Source organism: Streptomyces sp. NBC_01498 (assembly GCF_036327775.1).
In the GTDB taxonomy this organism is placed as follows: domain Bacteria; phylum Actinomycetota; class Actinomycetes; order Streptomycetales; family Streptomycetaceae; genus Streptomyces.
In genome coordinates, this window is the sequence record NZ_CP109598.1 from 5,542,268 (window position 1) to 5,555,522 (window position 13,255).

The following is a 13,255-nucleotide window of genomic DNA, read 5'->3' on the forward strand; positions in this document are numbered from 1 at the left end:
GGCACCCGAGTTGATCTACGGCGCGATGAAGTTCTCCATCGGAGGATCGCTGAAGCTTGCGTTCCGGCCCTGGGTCGAGGGCATCGAGAACATTCCCGAGGAAGGGCCCGCGATCCTCGCGAGCAATCATCTCTCGTTCTCGGACTCCTTCTTCCTCCCCGCGGTCCTGGACCGCAAGGTCACCTTCATCGCCAAGGCGGAGTACTTCACCTCGCCCGGTGTGAAGGGGCGCCTCACGGCGGCGTTCTTCAAGGGCGTCGGCCAGCTGCCGGTCGACCGCTCCGGCGCGCGGGGCGCGGGCGAGGCGGCCATCAAGAGCGGCATAGCGGTCCTGGAGAGCGGCGAGCTCTTCGGCATCTACCCCGAGGGCACCCGCTCGCCCGACGGCAGGCTGTACCGGGGCAAGCCCGGCGGCCTCGCGCGCGTGGCGCTCGCCACCGGCGCGCCCGTGATCCCGGTCGCCATGATCGACACCGAGAAGATCCAGCCGCCCGGCACGGTGGTGCCGAAGCTGATGCGGCCGGGGATCAGGATCGGCAAGCCGCTGGACTTCAGCCGCTACCAGGGCATGGAGGGCGACCGGTTCATCCTGCGGTCGCTGACCGACGAGGTCATGTACGAGATCATGAAGCTGTCCGGTCAGGAGTACGTCGACATCTACGCCACGGCGGCCAAGCGCAGGATCGCCGACGAGGCGAAAGCCGAGAAGGCGGCCAAGGACGAGAAGGCGGCGACGGCGGCGAAGGACGGAACGGCCGGGCCGGCGGGCAAGCAGGACGAGGCCGGGGCCGGGGCCGGGACACCGGAGTAGGCGGAGCGGTCGGGCGGGACGAGGAACCCGCGAATCGCGGGGACCACGGCAGAACCGGAATCGCGCGAATCACCGGAATCACCAGAGACACGGGAGACCCGGGCAACACCGGGAAGGCGGGCCGACCGGGCCCGTACGGGGGTGGGACAGATGGCCGGACGCGAACGGGCGCCACGGGTGCGGGTCGTACGGATGTCGGTCGAGCAGCCGCTGTGGCGCGCGCTCACCGCGTACCGCGTGCTGACCATGGTCTACGCCGTCCTGATCTTCGCCTTCGGGCGCGACAAGTTCGAACGCCCCTGGGTCGCCGCCGCTTTCCTCGCCGTCCTCGTCGTCTGGACCGTCGCCACCCTGCCCAAGGTCGCGAACGCCACCAGCTGCACCAAGCGCTTCCTCGGCGTCGACCTCACCGTGGCGCTCGTCGGCATCCTGCTCACCCCGGTGGTCGACACCCAGGCCCGCTTCGTGGACGGCCCCACCCTGCCGAGCATATGGACCGCCGGCTCGGTCCTCGCCTTCGCCGTCAAGGGCGGCTGGCGCTGGGCGGCCTTCGCGTCCTCCCTGGTCGCCGTCGCCAACCTGATCGGGCGCGGCACGCCCAGCCGGGACACCCTGCACAACGTGCTGCTGGTGTGGGTGGCGTCCATCGCCATCGGCTACATCGTGGAGGTCGCCCGCGCCTCCGAACGCACCCTGGCGCGCGCCCTGGAGATCGAGGCGGCGACCCGTGAACGCGAGCGCCTGGCCCGCGACATCCACGACAGCGTCCTCCAGGTCCTGGCGATGGTGCAGCGGCGCGGCACCGCCCTCGGCGGCGAGGCGGCGGAGCTGGGCCGGATGGCCGGGGAGCAGGAGATCGCCCTGCGGACCCTGGTTTCCAGCGGTCTCGTGCCGACCGCGCGCGTGTCCGAGGACAGCGCGCGGGGGGCGGTGGTCCGGGCGGACGGCGGCACCCGGGACGGCGACGACGACGGCGACGAGGCCGGGTGGTGCGATCTGCGGACGCTGCTGGCGCCGCTCTCCGGCCCGGCGGTGACGCTCTCCGAGCCGGGCGCCCCCGTCACGCTGCGGCCGGCCGCCGCCCGGGAGCTGACCGCGGCCGTCCGCGCCGCGCTGGACAATGTCCGGGCGCACGCCGGGGACGGCGCGCGCGCCTGGATCCTGGTCGAGGACGCGCCGCACGAGGTGATCGTGACGGTCAGGGACGACGGCCCCGGCATTCCCGAGGGCCGGCTCGCGCAGGCCGAGGGGGAGGGGCGGCTCGGTGTCGCCCTGTCGATCCGGGGGCGGCTGTGGGAGCTGGGCGGCACGGCCGAGCTGATCTCGGTCCCCGGCCAGGGCACGGAGGTCGAGTTGACGGTTCCACGGGGGAAGGCGGAGCGATGAGCGAACAGACGGACAGCGGCGCGCGGACGGACACGAGCATGGCGACGGACACGGGCCGGCCCGACACGAGCGGGCCGACGGACACGGGCCGGCCGGGCGGCCTCCCGGCGGACGACGAGCGGCGGGGCGCCGGGGCGGCGGGCGCGACACGTGTGATGGTCGTGGACGACCACCCCATGTGGCGCGACGCCGTGGCCCGCGACCTCACCGAGGCCGGTTTCGACGTCGTGGCGACGGCCGGCGACGGCCCTCAGGCGGTACGCCGGGCCACGGCCACCACCCCCGACGTCCTCGTCCTCGACCTGAACCTCCCCGGCATGCCCGGCGTCCAGGTCTGCAAGGAACTCGTCGGCGCCCGGCCCGGCCTGCGGGTCCTGGTCCTCTCGGCGAGCGGCGAGCACGCCGACGTACTCGAAGCGGTGAAGTCCGGCGCCACCGGTTATCTGCTGAAGTCGGCCAGCACCGCCGAACTGACCGACGCCGTACGGCGCACCGCCGCCGGCGACCCCGTCTTCACCCCCGGCCTCGCGGGCCTGGTCCTCGGCGAGTACCGCAGGCTCGCCTCCGAGCCCGCCCCCGCCGCGTCCGACAAGCCCAAGGCACCGGAGCTGACCGAGCGCGAGACGGAGGTGCTGCGCCTGGTCGCCAAGGGGCTCTCGTACAAGCAGATCGCCGAACGCCTGGTCATCTCGCACCGCACCGTGCAGAACCACGTGCAGAACACCCTCGGCAAGCTCCAGCTGCACAACCGGGTGGAACTGGTGCGGTACGCGATCGAGCGCGGCCTCGACGACATCTGACCCGCCCCTTCCGGCCCGCCCGGCAACCGCCTCCCGCCGACCCCTGGTGCTACGGAAACGACCCTGCGCACCATGCCGGAGTGACCTGTGTCACTCGGACGTGACCCAGGCGCGTCACCGACGGCGAAGGGAAGTGTTTCCATGCGGGTCGGAGTATTGACCGGAGGCGGCGACTGCCCAGGGCTCAACGCGGTCATTCGGGGCATCGTGCGCAAGGGCGTCCAGGAGTACGGGTACGAGTTCACCGGCTTCCGGGACGGCTGGCGCGGACCGCTGGAAGGCGACACCGTACGGCTCGACATCCCCACCGTGCGGGGCATCCTGCCCCGTGGCGGCACCATCCTCGGCTCCTCGCGCACCAATCCGCTCAAGCGGGCGGACGGCGTCCGGCTCATCAAGGAGAACCTCGCCGAAGGCGGGGTCGACGCGCTCATCGTGATCGGCGGCGAGGACACCCTGGGCGTGGCGGCCCAGCTCTCCGACGAGCACGGCGTGCCCTGTGTGGGCGTGCCCAAGACCATCGACAACGACCTGTCGGCCACCGACTACACCTTCGGCTTCGACACGGCGGTCGGCATCGCCACCGAGGCCATCGACCGCCTCCACACCACCGCCGAGTCGCACCACCGCGTCCTCGTCTGCGAGGTGATGGGGCGTCACGCGGGCTGGATCGCCCTGCACTCGGGTCTCGCGGGCGGCGCGAACGTCATCCTCATACCGGAGCAGCGCTTCGACATCGACCAGGTCTGTGCCTGGGTGACGTCGCGTTTCAAGGCGTCGTACTCGCCGATCGTCGTCATCGCCGAGGGTGCGATGCCCAAGGACGGCGAGGTGATCCTCAAGGACGGCACGCTGGACTCCTTCGGCCATGCCCGGCTGTCGGGCGTCGGCGAGTGGCTGGCCAAGGAGATCGAGAAGCGCACCGGCAAGGAGGCGCGCACCACCGTCCTCGGCCATGTGCAGCGCGGGGGCACCCCGAGCGCCTTCGACCGCTGGCTGGCCACGCGGTTCGGTCTGCACGCGATCGAGGCGGTCAGGGACGGCGACTTCGGCAGGATGGTCGCCCTGCGCGGCACGGACATCGTGCGGGTCCCGATCGTGGAGGCGACGGCGCGACTGAAGACGGTCCAGCCGGAACTGTACGAGGAGGTGGGGGTCTTCTTCGGCTGACGGCCGCTCCTGTCCCTTCCGGCGCCCGAGCAGTCACATCCAGCCCCTCCGGTGCCTGAGGAGCGGGCACATCCAGCCCCTCCGGCGTTTGAGGAGCGGGGTCCGGGGCGGAGCCCCGGTTGAGGGAAGGGGCGGGCAGGGGAACAGGCCCCGCGCAGCGGCCCCCGCCCGCCCCCGCCCAGCACCCCCGACCGCTCCCCGCCCCATCCGCCCCCGCCCCGCTCTACCCCACGACCCGCCCCCGCGTCGCGTCCGCGACCAGCCCCGCGACGATCTCCGGCCCCCGCAGGGTCAGCACCGACTCCGGATGGAACTGCACCCCGGCGAAGCCCGGCCCGCGCAGCGCGTGGACCTCTCCCGCCCCGTCCCGGCTGATCTCGACCCCGCGTGCCGCCAGCCCCGCCGCCTCCGCGTCGTCGCAGCGCGCGGTGAAGCTGTTGTAGAAACCGACCGTCTCCGTCCCGCCGAAGAGGTCGATCCGTGTCTGGGCGCCCTGGTACGGCTGCTCCTTGCGCGCCGTCACGAGCCCGAGTTCGGCCGCGATCAGCTCGTGGCCCAGGCAGACCCCCAGCAGTCCGCCCCGGTGTTCCCGCAGCAGTACGGAGGCCAGCGCGCGCAGCGTCCGCATCCGGGGATCGCCGGCGTCGGACGGATCGCCCGGCCCGGGGCCGAGCACCACGAGGCCCCGGTGCGCGAGCACCGCCTCCGTACGGAGGCCGGGTTCGTCGTAGCGCCGTACGGTCACCTCCAGACCTGCGGACCGCAGCAGATGCGCCAGCATCGCCGTGAAGGTGTCCTCGCTGTCGATGACCAGGGCGTGCCCGGACAGCGCCCCCGGCCCGCCGTGCATCCGCAGCCAGAACGGCGCCAGTTGGGCGCGCCGGGCGTCCAGCGCGGCCCGTACCCGCGGGTCGTCGGCGAGCGCCCTCCGTACGGAGGAGCCACCCGGCCGCCCGTCCCGTACGCCCAGCGCCGCCAGCACGCCCGCCGCCTTGGCGTGCGTCTCGGCGACCTCGCCGGCCGGGTCCGAGTGCCGTACGAGCGTCGCGCCGACCGGCACGCGCAGCCCGCCGCCGGCGTCGATGTCGGCCGTCCGGATCAGGATGGGGGAGTCCAGCGTCTGGGCGCCGCCCGCGTCCCGTCCGAGCAGGGCCAGCGCGCCCGCGTAGTAGCCGCGCCCGGTGCCGTCACGCCCCAGGGGCTCGTACCGCGCGATGACGCGGCAGGCGTTCTGCACCGGCGATCCGGTGACGGTCGCGGCGAACATCGTCTCCCGCAGCACGTCGCGCACGTCGAGCGAACTGCGCCCGCGCAACTCGTACTCCGTGTGCGCGAGATGGGCCATCTCCTTGAGCCGGGGCCCGATCACCACCCCGCCCATGTCACCGACGGTGCACATCATCTTGAGCTCCTCGTCCACGACCATGGACAGCTCGTCGGTCTCCTTGCGGTCGCCGAGGAACTCCAGCAGCCCCTCGGCCGTCGGCCCCCCGGGCGGATAGCGGAACGTGCCGCTGATCGGATTCATCACGACGGTGCCGCCGCTCATCCGCACATGCACCTCCGGGCTGGCCCCGACCAGCGTCCGCTTGCCGGTGTGCACCACGTACGTCCAGTACGCGCCCCGCTCGCCGGTCAGCAGCCGCCGGAAGAGCGCGAGCGCGTCGGCGCGTCCGAAGCCGGGGATACGGCCCTCGAAGGTCCGCCGGACGACGAAGTTGGCCCCCTCGCCCCGCCCGATCTCGTCCTCGACGACCCGCCGGACGACGTCCGCGTACCGCTCGTCGTCGATGTCGAAGCCCCCGTCCTCGACCCGGACCCGGTGCGCGGGCAGTTCGGCGAGGACCTCGGCGAGCGGCAGTTCGTACGACTCGTCGGTGATCAGCACCGACAGCGGAGTGCCGTCGTCGTGCGCCTCGAAGCCGCGCTCCCGGATCTGCCGGAACGGGATCAGAGCCAGCGAGGGGCGCCCGTCACCGCCCCGCCCTTCACCGCCCGGCCCGTCACCGCCCCGTTCGTCGCCGACCGGGAGGTCGGCCAGCCGCTCGACCTCGCGCACCTCACCGACGAGCAGTTCCACGGTGTCGTGGTCGCGCCCCGGTGTACGGCGGCGCAGCAGGGCGAACGGCGGGCCGTCGCCGGCGGCGAGCCGGGCGAGGAGCGCGCGGGTGGTGGGCCGGGCGAGGAGCGCGCGGGTGGTGGGCGTCGTGCCCGTGCGCGCGCGGTCCACGCGGGGAGCGCCGGGGCGGGCCGCGACTCCGTGGGTCTCATCTCCGGGGTGCGTGTCTCTGTGAGGTGCGTCGGGGCGGGTCGTGTCCATGCGGGGCGTGTCCTTCCGGAGTGGAGGAACGGCCCCGATTCCCGGTCCGCGCCGGCCGGTGGGCCGGGAAACACGGAAGGCCGCCCCTCGGGCGGCCTTGCGATTCGGTGTTGCGCGCGTGAATCAGCGGACCGCCGGATGTGCGGTCCACCACCAAGCCTGGTTCAGCTGCGCCAACATGCGGGGGAGCATAACCCACGACACCCGCCCCCGGTACGACCCGCTTCCGCCACGTTTTCGGACAGCCGTCTCATTCACTGAGAGACGGCGAGAGCGGCTGCCGTGACCCCGTAATGTTGTCCGCGTGACCGTGAACGCTGACACCCGAGCATCCGCCACCCAGGCGACCTGGCGAGACCTCCCCGCGGCTCAGCAGCCCGAATATCCCGATGCCGCGGCCCTGCGTGCCGCCGTCGCGGAGCTGGAGAGCTATCCGCCGCTCGTCTTCGCGGGCGAGTGCGACCAGCTGCGCGCCCGGATGGGCGCCGTCGCCAAGGGCGAGGCGTTCCTGCTCCAGGGCGGTGACTGCGCGGAGGCGTTCGACGGCGTGTCCGCCGAGCAGATCCGCAGCAAGCTCAAGACCCTGCTCCAGATGGGCGCGGTCCTCACCTACGCGGCGTCGGTGCCGGTGGTGAAGGTGGGCAGGATCGCCGGGCAGTACTCCAAGCCCCGGTCGAAGCCCACCGAGACGCGTGACGGCGTGACGCTGCCCACCTACCGGGGCGACTCCGTCAACGGCTTCGCCTTCACCGAGGAGGCCCGGGTCCCGGACCCCGAGCGGCTGAAGCGGATGTACCACGCGTCCTCCGCGACGCTCAATCTGGTGCGCGCCTTCACCACCGGTGGTTACGCGGACCTGCGCCAGGTGCACGCCTGGAACCAGGACTTCGTCAAGTCGTCGCCGTCCGGGCAGCGTTACGAGCGGCTCGCCCGCGAGATCGACAACGCGCTGAACTTCATGAAGGCGGCGGGCACCGACCCGGCGGAGTTCCGCACGGTCGAGTTCTTCTCCTCGCACGAGGCCCTGCTCCTCGACTACGAGACCGCTCTGACCCGGATCGACTCCCGCACCGACAGGCTCTACGACGTCTCGGGCCACATGGTCTGGATCGGCGAGCGCACCCGTCAACTGGACGGCGCGCACATCGAGTTCGCGTCGAAGATCGCCAACCCGATCGGTATCAAGCTCGGCCCGGCGACCACGGTGGACGACGCGCTCAGCTACATCGACCGGCTCGACCCCGAGCGTGAGCCCGGCCGGCTGACCTTCATCGTCCGGATGGGCGCCGACAAGGTCCGGGACAAGCTCCCCGACCTGGTCGAGAAGGTCACCGCGTCCGGCGCGACGGTGGCGTGGGTGACCGACCCGATGCACGGCAACACCTTCGAGGCGGCGTCCGGCCACAAGACCCGCCGGTTCGACGACGTGCTGGACGAGGTCAAGGGCTTCTTCGAGGTGCACAAGGGCCTCGGCACGCACCCCGGCGGCATCCATGTGGAGCTGACCGGCGAGGACGTCACCGAGTGCGTGGGCGGCGGCGACGAGATCTTCGTCGACGACCTGCACCAGCGGTACGAGACGGCCTGCGACCCCCGGCTCAACCGCAGCCAGTCGCTCGACCTGGCCTTCCTGGTCGCGGAGATGTACCGGGCGCAGTAGCCCGCCGGAACGGCCGAAGCGGAGCACGTACGCACCGCGGGGCACATACGCACAGTGGGGCGCGGATCGCGATGTGATCCGCGCCCCACACCCGTCCGGGGGGCTGTGCGGTGCCCCGGACGGCAGGTAAGGTTAGGTTTGCCTCACCGCCCGGAAGGGGGCGGTGTCGTACGAACCGTCCTGCCCGGAGGTGGACCCGCGTGTACGTCTGCTCGTGCTTCGGCGTCACCGAGAAGCAGGTCCGGGAACACGCGGCGGCGGGTGCCCGCACCCCGCGCCAGATAGCCTCGGCCTCCAAGGCCGGCACGGACTGCGGTTCGTGCGTGCGCAGCATCCAGTCGATCCTCGGCCGTGGCGGATGCCCCCGCCGGGATCTGCTGGGAACGGCCGCCGTGGAGTCGGCCGTGGCGGAGACGGCGCTCGCGCGGCCGGACACCGCGCATCGGGAGCCCGCGAGTCTGGAGCCCGTGGGCCTGGATGCCGCGCGTCTGAAAGCCGCCTGACCGTACAGCGGGCGGCGTGCGCGCCGGCGCCGGGTCGACCCGCAACTCCGACCTGTGTCCCCGAGCTGCGTCCCCGATCCGTACCGGGGCCGGCCGGGCCGGTCAGCTGCTGGGCTGCTCGATCAACTGGGCGATGTAGAGCGCCTCGCCGAGCTTCTCGATCAGTTCGAGCTGGGTGTCGAGATAGTCGATGTGGTGTTCCTCGTCCGCGAGAATCGACTCGAAGATCTTCGCCGAGGTGATGTCGCCCTTGGCGCGCATGACATCGACCCCGCGCCGCAGCCGGTCGATCGCCTCCACCTCGATCTGCCGGTCGGCGTTGAACATCTCGGTGACGGTCTGTCCCACCCGTACATGGAAAAGCCGCTGATAATTCGGCAGACCGTCCAGGAAGAGAATCCGGTCGGTCAGGATCTCCGCGTGCTTCATTTCGTCGAAGGACTCGGCCCGTGTGTACTTCGCGAGCTTCGTCCAGCCGAAGTTCTCCTGCATTTTGGCATGCAGAAAGTACTGGTTGATCGCGGTCAATTCGGCGGTCAACTGCTCATTGAGGAACTCAAGGACCTCGGGGTCGCCCTGCATCGCAGAGGCTCCTTCCACGCGGGGACTGGCCAGGTTGCGCGCATCCTCGCACTGAGATCCGAAGACCGTCCAGTAAGGCCCACCTTGGTAGTGGTTGCACCAATCGGGCCGTACCTGGTCATGAGCACCGCAGGCGGTCTGTCACCATGGAACGCATGGGTCAGCCGGAAAGCCGGGAGAAACGGGAGTCCGCGCGGTCCGGGCTTCCGCCCGGTCAGCGGCTCCAGCGCGGCTGGCCGGTCACGCACTACGGGCCCGTCCCCACCTTCAGACCGGCCCGCTGGGAGTTCCGTGTCTTCGGTGCCACGGCCGACGGGGACAAGCACTGCTGGAATCACGAGGAGTTCTCGGCCCTGCCGTTCTCGACAGTGATCGCCGATCTGCATTGCGTGACGAAATTCAGCATGCTCGGGGCCGAATGGGGTGGCGTCCTCGCCCGTACGATCCTGGAACTGGCTCCGCCGGCGCCGGCCGTCACCCATGTCATGGTCTGGGCCGAGTACGGGTACGGCGCCAATGTCCGGCTCTCCGATTTCACTTCGGAACGGACCGTATTCGCCACGCACAAGGGCGGTGAACTCCTCACCGCCGAACACGGATTTCCGCTGCGGCTCGTCGTGCCGCACCTGTACGCGTGGAAGGGCCCGAAATGGGTCCGGGGCGTGGAATACCTGACCGCCGACCGGCGCGGATTCTGGGAGGAACGCGGATATCACAACATCGGCGACCCCTGGCGCGAGCAGCGCTACGCGTACCAGGAGGGTCCCGGCGACGGCCCGGACCTCTGAGCCCGGACCTCTGAGGACCTCTGAAACCACCCGCGCGGGCCCGGAGCCCGCCCGTCGACGGAGCCCGCCGCCGGCTCGTCCCGGACCTCTGAAATCACCCGCGCCCGCCCCCACGGAACGAACGCCCTACGGCCGCCCGTCCTCCCGCAGTTTCTTCAGCAGGGCCACGTCCGCCGCGTGCCCCTCCTTGCCGCCCGGCGTCTCGATCACCAGCGGCACGCCCTCCGTCGCCGGATGCGAGAACAGCGCCCGGAAGGGCGCCTCGCCGATATGGCCCGCGCCGACGTTCACATGCCGGTCCTTGCGGGCGCCGGACACGTCCTTCGAGTCGTTGGCGTGGATCAGCCGCAGCCGCCCCGGCCCCGCCGTCTCCACCAGCCGGTCCAGCATGCGGTGGGTCCCGCCGGGAGCCGCCAGATCGTGGCCCGCCGCGTAGATGTGGCACGTGTCGAGGCAGATCCCGGCCCGGGGGTGCGCGTCGAGCGCGTCCAGGTACGGCCCGAAGTCCTCGGCCAGCGAGCAGAGCGAGGAGCCCTGGCCCGCCGTCGACTCCAGCAGCAGATACGGGTCGTCGTCCCGCGTCAGCTCGTCCAGCAGCGGCAGCATCCGCTCCCGTACCTGCGCCAGCGCCACCTCACGCGACCGCCCGCCCGTCGCCGAACCGGTGTGCACCACCACGCCCCGGGCCCCGATCTCCCGGCCCCGCCGCAGACTGTGCCGCAGCGAGTCGACGGACCGCTCGGCGGTCTCCGGTGTGTGCGAGCCGAAGTTGATCAGATACGGCGCGTGGACGTACGCGGACAGCCCCTCGGCGGCGCATTCCGCGCGGAACCGTTCGTCCTGCGCCGGATTCCCGGCCGGGGTCGCCCAGCCGCGCGGATTGGCGACGAACACCTGGACGGTCTCGGCGCCGATGTCCCGGGCCCAGGCGAGCCCCACGCGCGCGAGACCGCCCGCGACCGGAACATGGCCGCCGACGGGATTGCGCGGGCGGTCGGGGAGCGTCAAGCCTCAGATTCCCTTGGTCGTGAGCGTGATGGTGCCGCCCTCGGGGGCCGTCTGCCCGCCCTCGACGGACTGCTTCGCCACGGTGTCGTCGAAGAACGGGAAGGTCCGGTCGACCTCCACCTGGAAGCCCGCCCCGGTCAGCTCGGTCCTGGCGGCGTCCACGGACAGGCCCGTGACGTCCGGGACGGTGATCATCCGGGGGCCCTTGGAGAGAGTCAGCGTGACGGTGTCGCCCCCGGCGAGCCGGGCGCCCTCCTTCGCCGACTGCGCGGCCACCGCGCCCTCCTCTTCAGGAGAGTTGACCCGCTCGGCGGCGATCTTCACATCGAGACCGGCGGATTCGAGCGCGGCGGTGGCCTCCTCCTCGGACTGCCCCGTCACGTCGGGCATGTGGACCGGCCTGCCCTTGCTGACGACGAGCGCCACCCCGGCGTCCGGCCGCAGCTCCGTACCCGTCTTCGGCTGGGAGCGGATCACGTCGCCCTGGGCGGTCTCCGCGTCGAAGGTCCGGGCGACGACGCCGGGCGCGAGCCCGGCCTCCTTCAGCGCGTCCCTGGCCTCGGCCAGCGACAGGCCGGCCAGGTCGGGCACCCGCACGATCGACGGGCCGCGCGAGACGACCAGGGTCACCGAGCCGTTGCCCCGTATCCGGGCGCGGGGCCCGGGTTCGGTACGCATCACCGTGCCGCGCTCGTACGCCTCGCTGAAGTCCCGCTCCACGCGCGCGTCCAGACCCGCCTCGCCGAGACGCTGCTTCGCGGCCTGCTCGGTCTGTCCGAGCACCGAGGGGACCCGGGTGAACTGCCCCGAGTTGATGTACCAGACACCGAGGCCCAGACCGAGCACCAGCAGCGCGCCCGCCACGGCCGCCAGGACACCCCTGCGGGGCCTTGCGGAGCCCCGCCCGGGGAAACGGCGCGCGGGCGGCCGTCGCGGCGGGTCCGGCGGCCCCGGAGGCGGCATCGGAAGAATGCTGGTCCGGCGGACACCGCTGTCCCCCGCGTCCGAAGACGGGTCGGGGGCGCCGTACGGGCCGGGCGACGGGTGCGGGCGCGCGGGGCGGGTCAGCACGCTCGTCGGATCGTCGGAGCCGTCGGCGGGACCGGCGGAAACTCCGTAGGAGGAGGCGTCGTGCGAGGCCACCGACGCGGTCGAGGCGTCGTGGGCGCGCCCCGACCCGCTGTCGGCTCCGTTGCCCAGGCCGTCCCGGGACGGCGCGGACGCCCTGCCCGCGCGCCCGCCGCCGGCGCCCGAACCGGCCCGCGCGTCCGCGTTCGCGGCCTCCGGCGGCACCGCGTCCAGCTGCGCGTCGCTCAGCGCCGCGCGCGTACGCCGGGCCCGCGCGAGGAACGCCACCGCGTCCTCCGGACGGCGGTCCGGATCGCGCGCGGTGGCCGCCGCGACCAGGTCGTCCAGCTCGGCCGCCATCCCCGGCACCGCTGCGGACGGCGCGGGCACGTCCTCGTTCAGATGCAGGTACAGCACCTGTGCGGGGGTGTCGCCGCCGTGCGGCTTGGCACCGGTCAGCATCTCGTGGAGCACGACACCGCACGCGTACACGTCGACGCGGGTGTCGGAGGTGCCGTACTCGATCTGCTCCGGCGCGAGATACGACACGGTGCCGAGGATCGTGCCCGTGGTGTTCGTGACCGAGCCCACGGCCCGTACGAGACCGAAGTCGGCGACCTTGACCCGGCCGTCGTCCCCGATCAGGACGTTCTCCGGCTTGACGTCGCGATGGATGAAACCCGCCCGGTGCGCCGCGCCCAGCGCCGCCAGCATCGGCTCCAGGATGTCGAGGGCGGCCCTCGGCCGCAGGGCGCCGCGCTCACGCAGCACGTCGCGCAGCGTGCAGCCCTCGACGTACTCCATGGCCAGATAGACGTACGCGCCGTGGGCGCCCTGGTCGAAGACCCCGACCACGTTCGGATGCGCGAGCCGCGCCACCGACTTGGCCTCACGGATGAAACGCTCCACGAAGACGGCGTCCGTCGCCAGGGCCGGGTGCATCACCTTCAGAGCCAGGACACGGTCCAGCCGGGTGTCGACGGCCCGGTAGACCGTGGCCATGCCGCCCACGGCGATACGCGCGTCGACCCGGTAGCGGCCGTCGAGCACCTGCCCGACGAGCGGGTCCTTAAGCGTCGTGTCCACCCGGCGAGTCTACGAGCCGCCGCCGACACTCCCGCAGCCCCGGAACGGGCCCGACACGCCAATGGTGCCGTTC

General features: G+C 72.1%; 11 protein-coding genes. 7 read left to right on the forward strand and 4 right to left on the reverse strand.

Features of this window, described 5'->3' with window-relative positions; translation table 11 throughout:
- Positions 1–10: 10 nt before the first annotated feature.
- The 4 genes from OG875_RS23640 (at position 11) to OG875_RS23655 (ending at position 4,167) form a co-directional block, all read left to right on the forward strand.
- Entirely contained in the window at positions 11–811 is an 801-nt protein-coding gene (locus OG875_RS23640) for a lysophospholipid acyltransferase family protein (RefSeq protein ID WP_330176230.1), read from the forward strand.
- A gap of 150 nt (positions 812–961) precedes the next feature.
- Positions 962–2,197, forward strand: a complete 1,236-nt coding sequence (gene macS, locus OG875_RS23645; RefSeq protein ID WP_330176231.1) for a MacS family sensor histidine kinase — start codon at positions 962–964, stop codon at positions 2,195–2,197.
- Positions 2,198–2,352: 155 nt separating this feature from the next.
- Positions 2,353–2,997 carry a response regulator transcription factor gene (locus OG875_RS23650; protein WP_330177877.1) on the forward strand — a complete coding sequence of 215 codons (645 nt, stop codon included), beginning with the start codon at positions 2,353–2,355 and terminating at the stop codon, positions 2,995–2,997.
- 141 nt (positions 2,998–3,138) lie between these two features.
- Complete coding sequence (locus OG875_RS23655) at positions 3,139–4,167, forward strand: 6-phosphofructokinase (protein ID WP_330176232.1); 1,029 nt, start codon at positions 3,139–3,141, stop codon at positions 4,165–4,167.
- A 223-nt stretch (positions 4,168–4,390) separates the two neighbouring features.
- On the opposite strand, the gene OG875_RS23660 is transcribed toward OG875_RS23655, so the two are convergent.
- Complete coding sequence (locus tag OG875_RS23660) at positions 4,391–6,487, reverse strand: anthranilate synthase family protein (RefSeq protein WP_443079182.1); 2,097 nt, start codon at positions 6,485–6,487, stop codon at positions 4,391–4,393.
- Between the two features lie 304 nt (positions 6,488–6,791).
- Here OG875_RS23660 and OG875_RS23665 point away from each other — a divergent pair, with 304 nt between their 5' ends.
- Together OG875_RS23665 and OG875_RS23670 are read left to right on the forward strand one after the other, a co-directional pair.
- Complete coding sequence (locus OG875_RS23665; protein ID WP_330176233.1) at positions 6,792–8,147, forward strand: class II 3-deoxy-7-phosphoheptulonate synthase; 1,356 nt, start codon at positions 6,792–6,794, stop codon at positions 8,145–8,147.
- 200 nt (positions 8,148–8,347) lie between these two features.
- Entirely contained in the window at positions 8,348–8,650 is a 303-nt protein-coding gene (locus OG875_RS23670; RefSeq protein WP_330176234.1) for a (2Fe-2S)-binding protein, read from the forward strand.
- A 102-nt stretch (positions 8,651–8,752) separates the two neighbouring features.
- On the opposite strand, the gene bfr is transcribed toward OG875_RS23670, so the two are convergent.
- Positions 8,753–9,232: a bacterioferritin gene (gene bfr, locus OG875_RS23675; RefSeq protein ID WP_330176235.1), complete on the reverse strand. Its 480-nt coding sequence runs from the start codon at positions 9,230–9,232 to the stop codon at positions 8,753–8,755.
- 155 nt (positions 9,233–9,387) lie between these two features.
- On the opposite strand from bfr, the gene OG875_RS23680 reads away from it, so the two are divergent.
- Positions 9,388–10,020 (forward strand): sulfite oxidase-like oxidoreductase, encoded by a 633-nt coding sequence (locus tag OG875_RS23680; RefSeq protein ID WP_330176236.1) that lies wholly within the window; start codon positions 9,388–9,390, stop codon positions 10,018–10,020.
- 126 nt (positions 10,021–10,146) lie between these two features.
- On the opposite strand, the gene OG875_RS23685 is transcribed toward OG875_RS23680, so the two are convergent.
- Together OG875_RS23685 and OG875_RS23690 are read right to left on the reverse strand one after the other, a co-directional pair.
- Positions 10,147–11,028: a deoxyribonuclease IV gene (locus OG875_RS23685; protein ID WP_330176237.1), complete on the reverse strand. Its 882-nt coding sequence runs from the start codon at positions 11,026–11,028 to the stop codon at positions 10,147–10,149.
- 3 nt (positions 11,029–11,031) lie between these two features.
- Entirely contained in the window at positions 11,032–13,182 is a 2,151-nt protein-coding gene (locus tag OG875_RS23690) for a Stk1 family PASTA domain-containing Ser/Thr kinase (RefSeq protein WP_330176238.1), read from the reverse strand.
- Positions 13,183–13,255 lie beyond the last annotated feature (73 nt).

Coding starts and splice junctions, on each gene's coding strand:
- macS (WP_330176231.1), top strand. CDS start 962: ATGGCCGGACGCGAACGGGCGCCACGGGTGCGGGTCGTACGGATGTCG.
- OG875_RS23650 (WP_330177877.1), top strand. CDS start 2,353: ATGGTCGTGGACGACCACCCCATGTGGCGCGACGCCGTGGCCCGCGAC.
- OG875_RS23655 (WP_330176232.1), top strand. CDS start 3,139: ATGCGGGTCGGAGTATTGACCGGAGGCGGCGACTGCCCAGGGCTCAAC.
- OG875_RS23660 (WP_443079182.1), bottom strand. CDS start 6,487: ATGGACACGACCCGCCCCGACGCACCTCACAGAGACACGCACCCCGGA.
- bfr (WP_330176235.1), bottom strand. CDS start 9,232: ATGCAGGGCGACCCCGAGGTCCTTGAGTTCCTCAATGAGCAGTTGACC.
- OG875_RS23680 (WP_330176236.1), top strand. CDS start 9,388: ATGGGTCAGCCGGAAAGCCGGGAGAAACGGGAGTCCGCGCGGTCCGGG.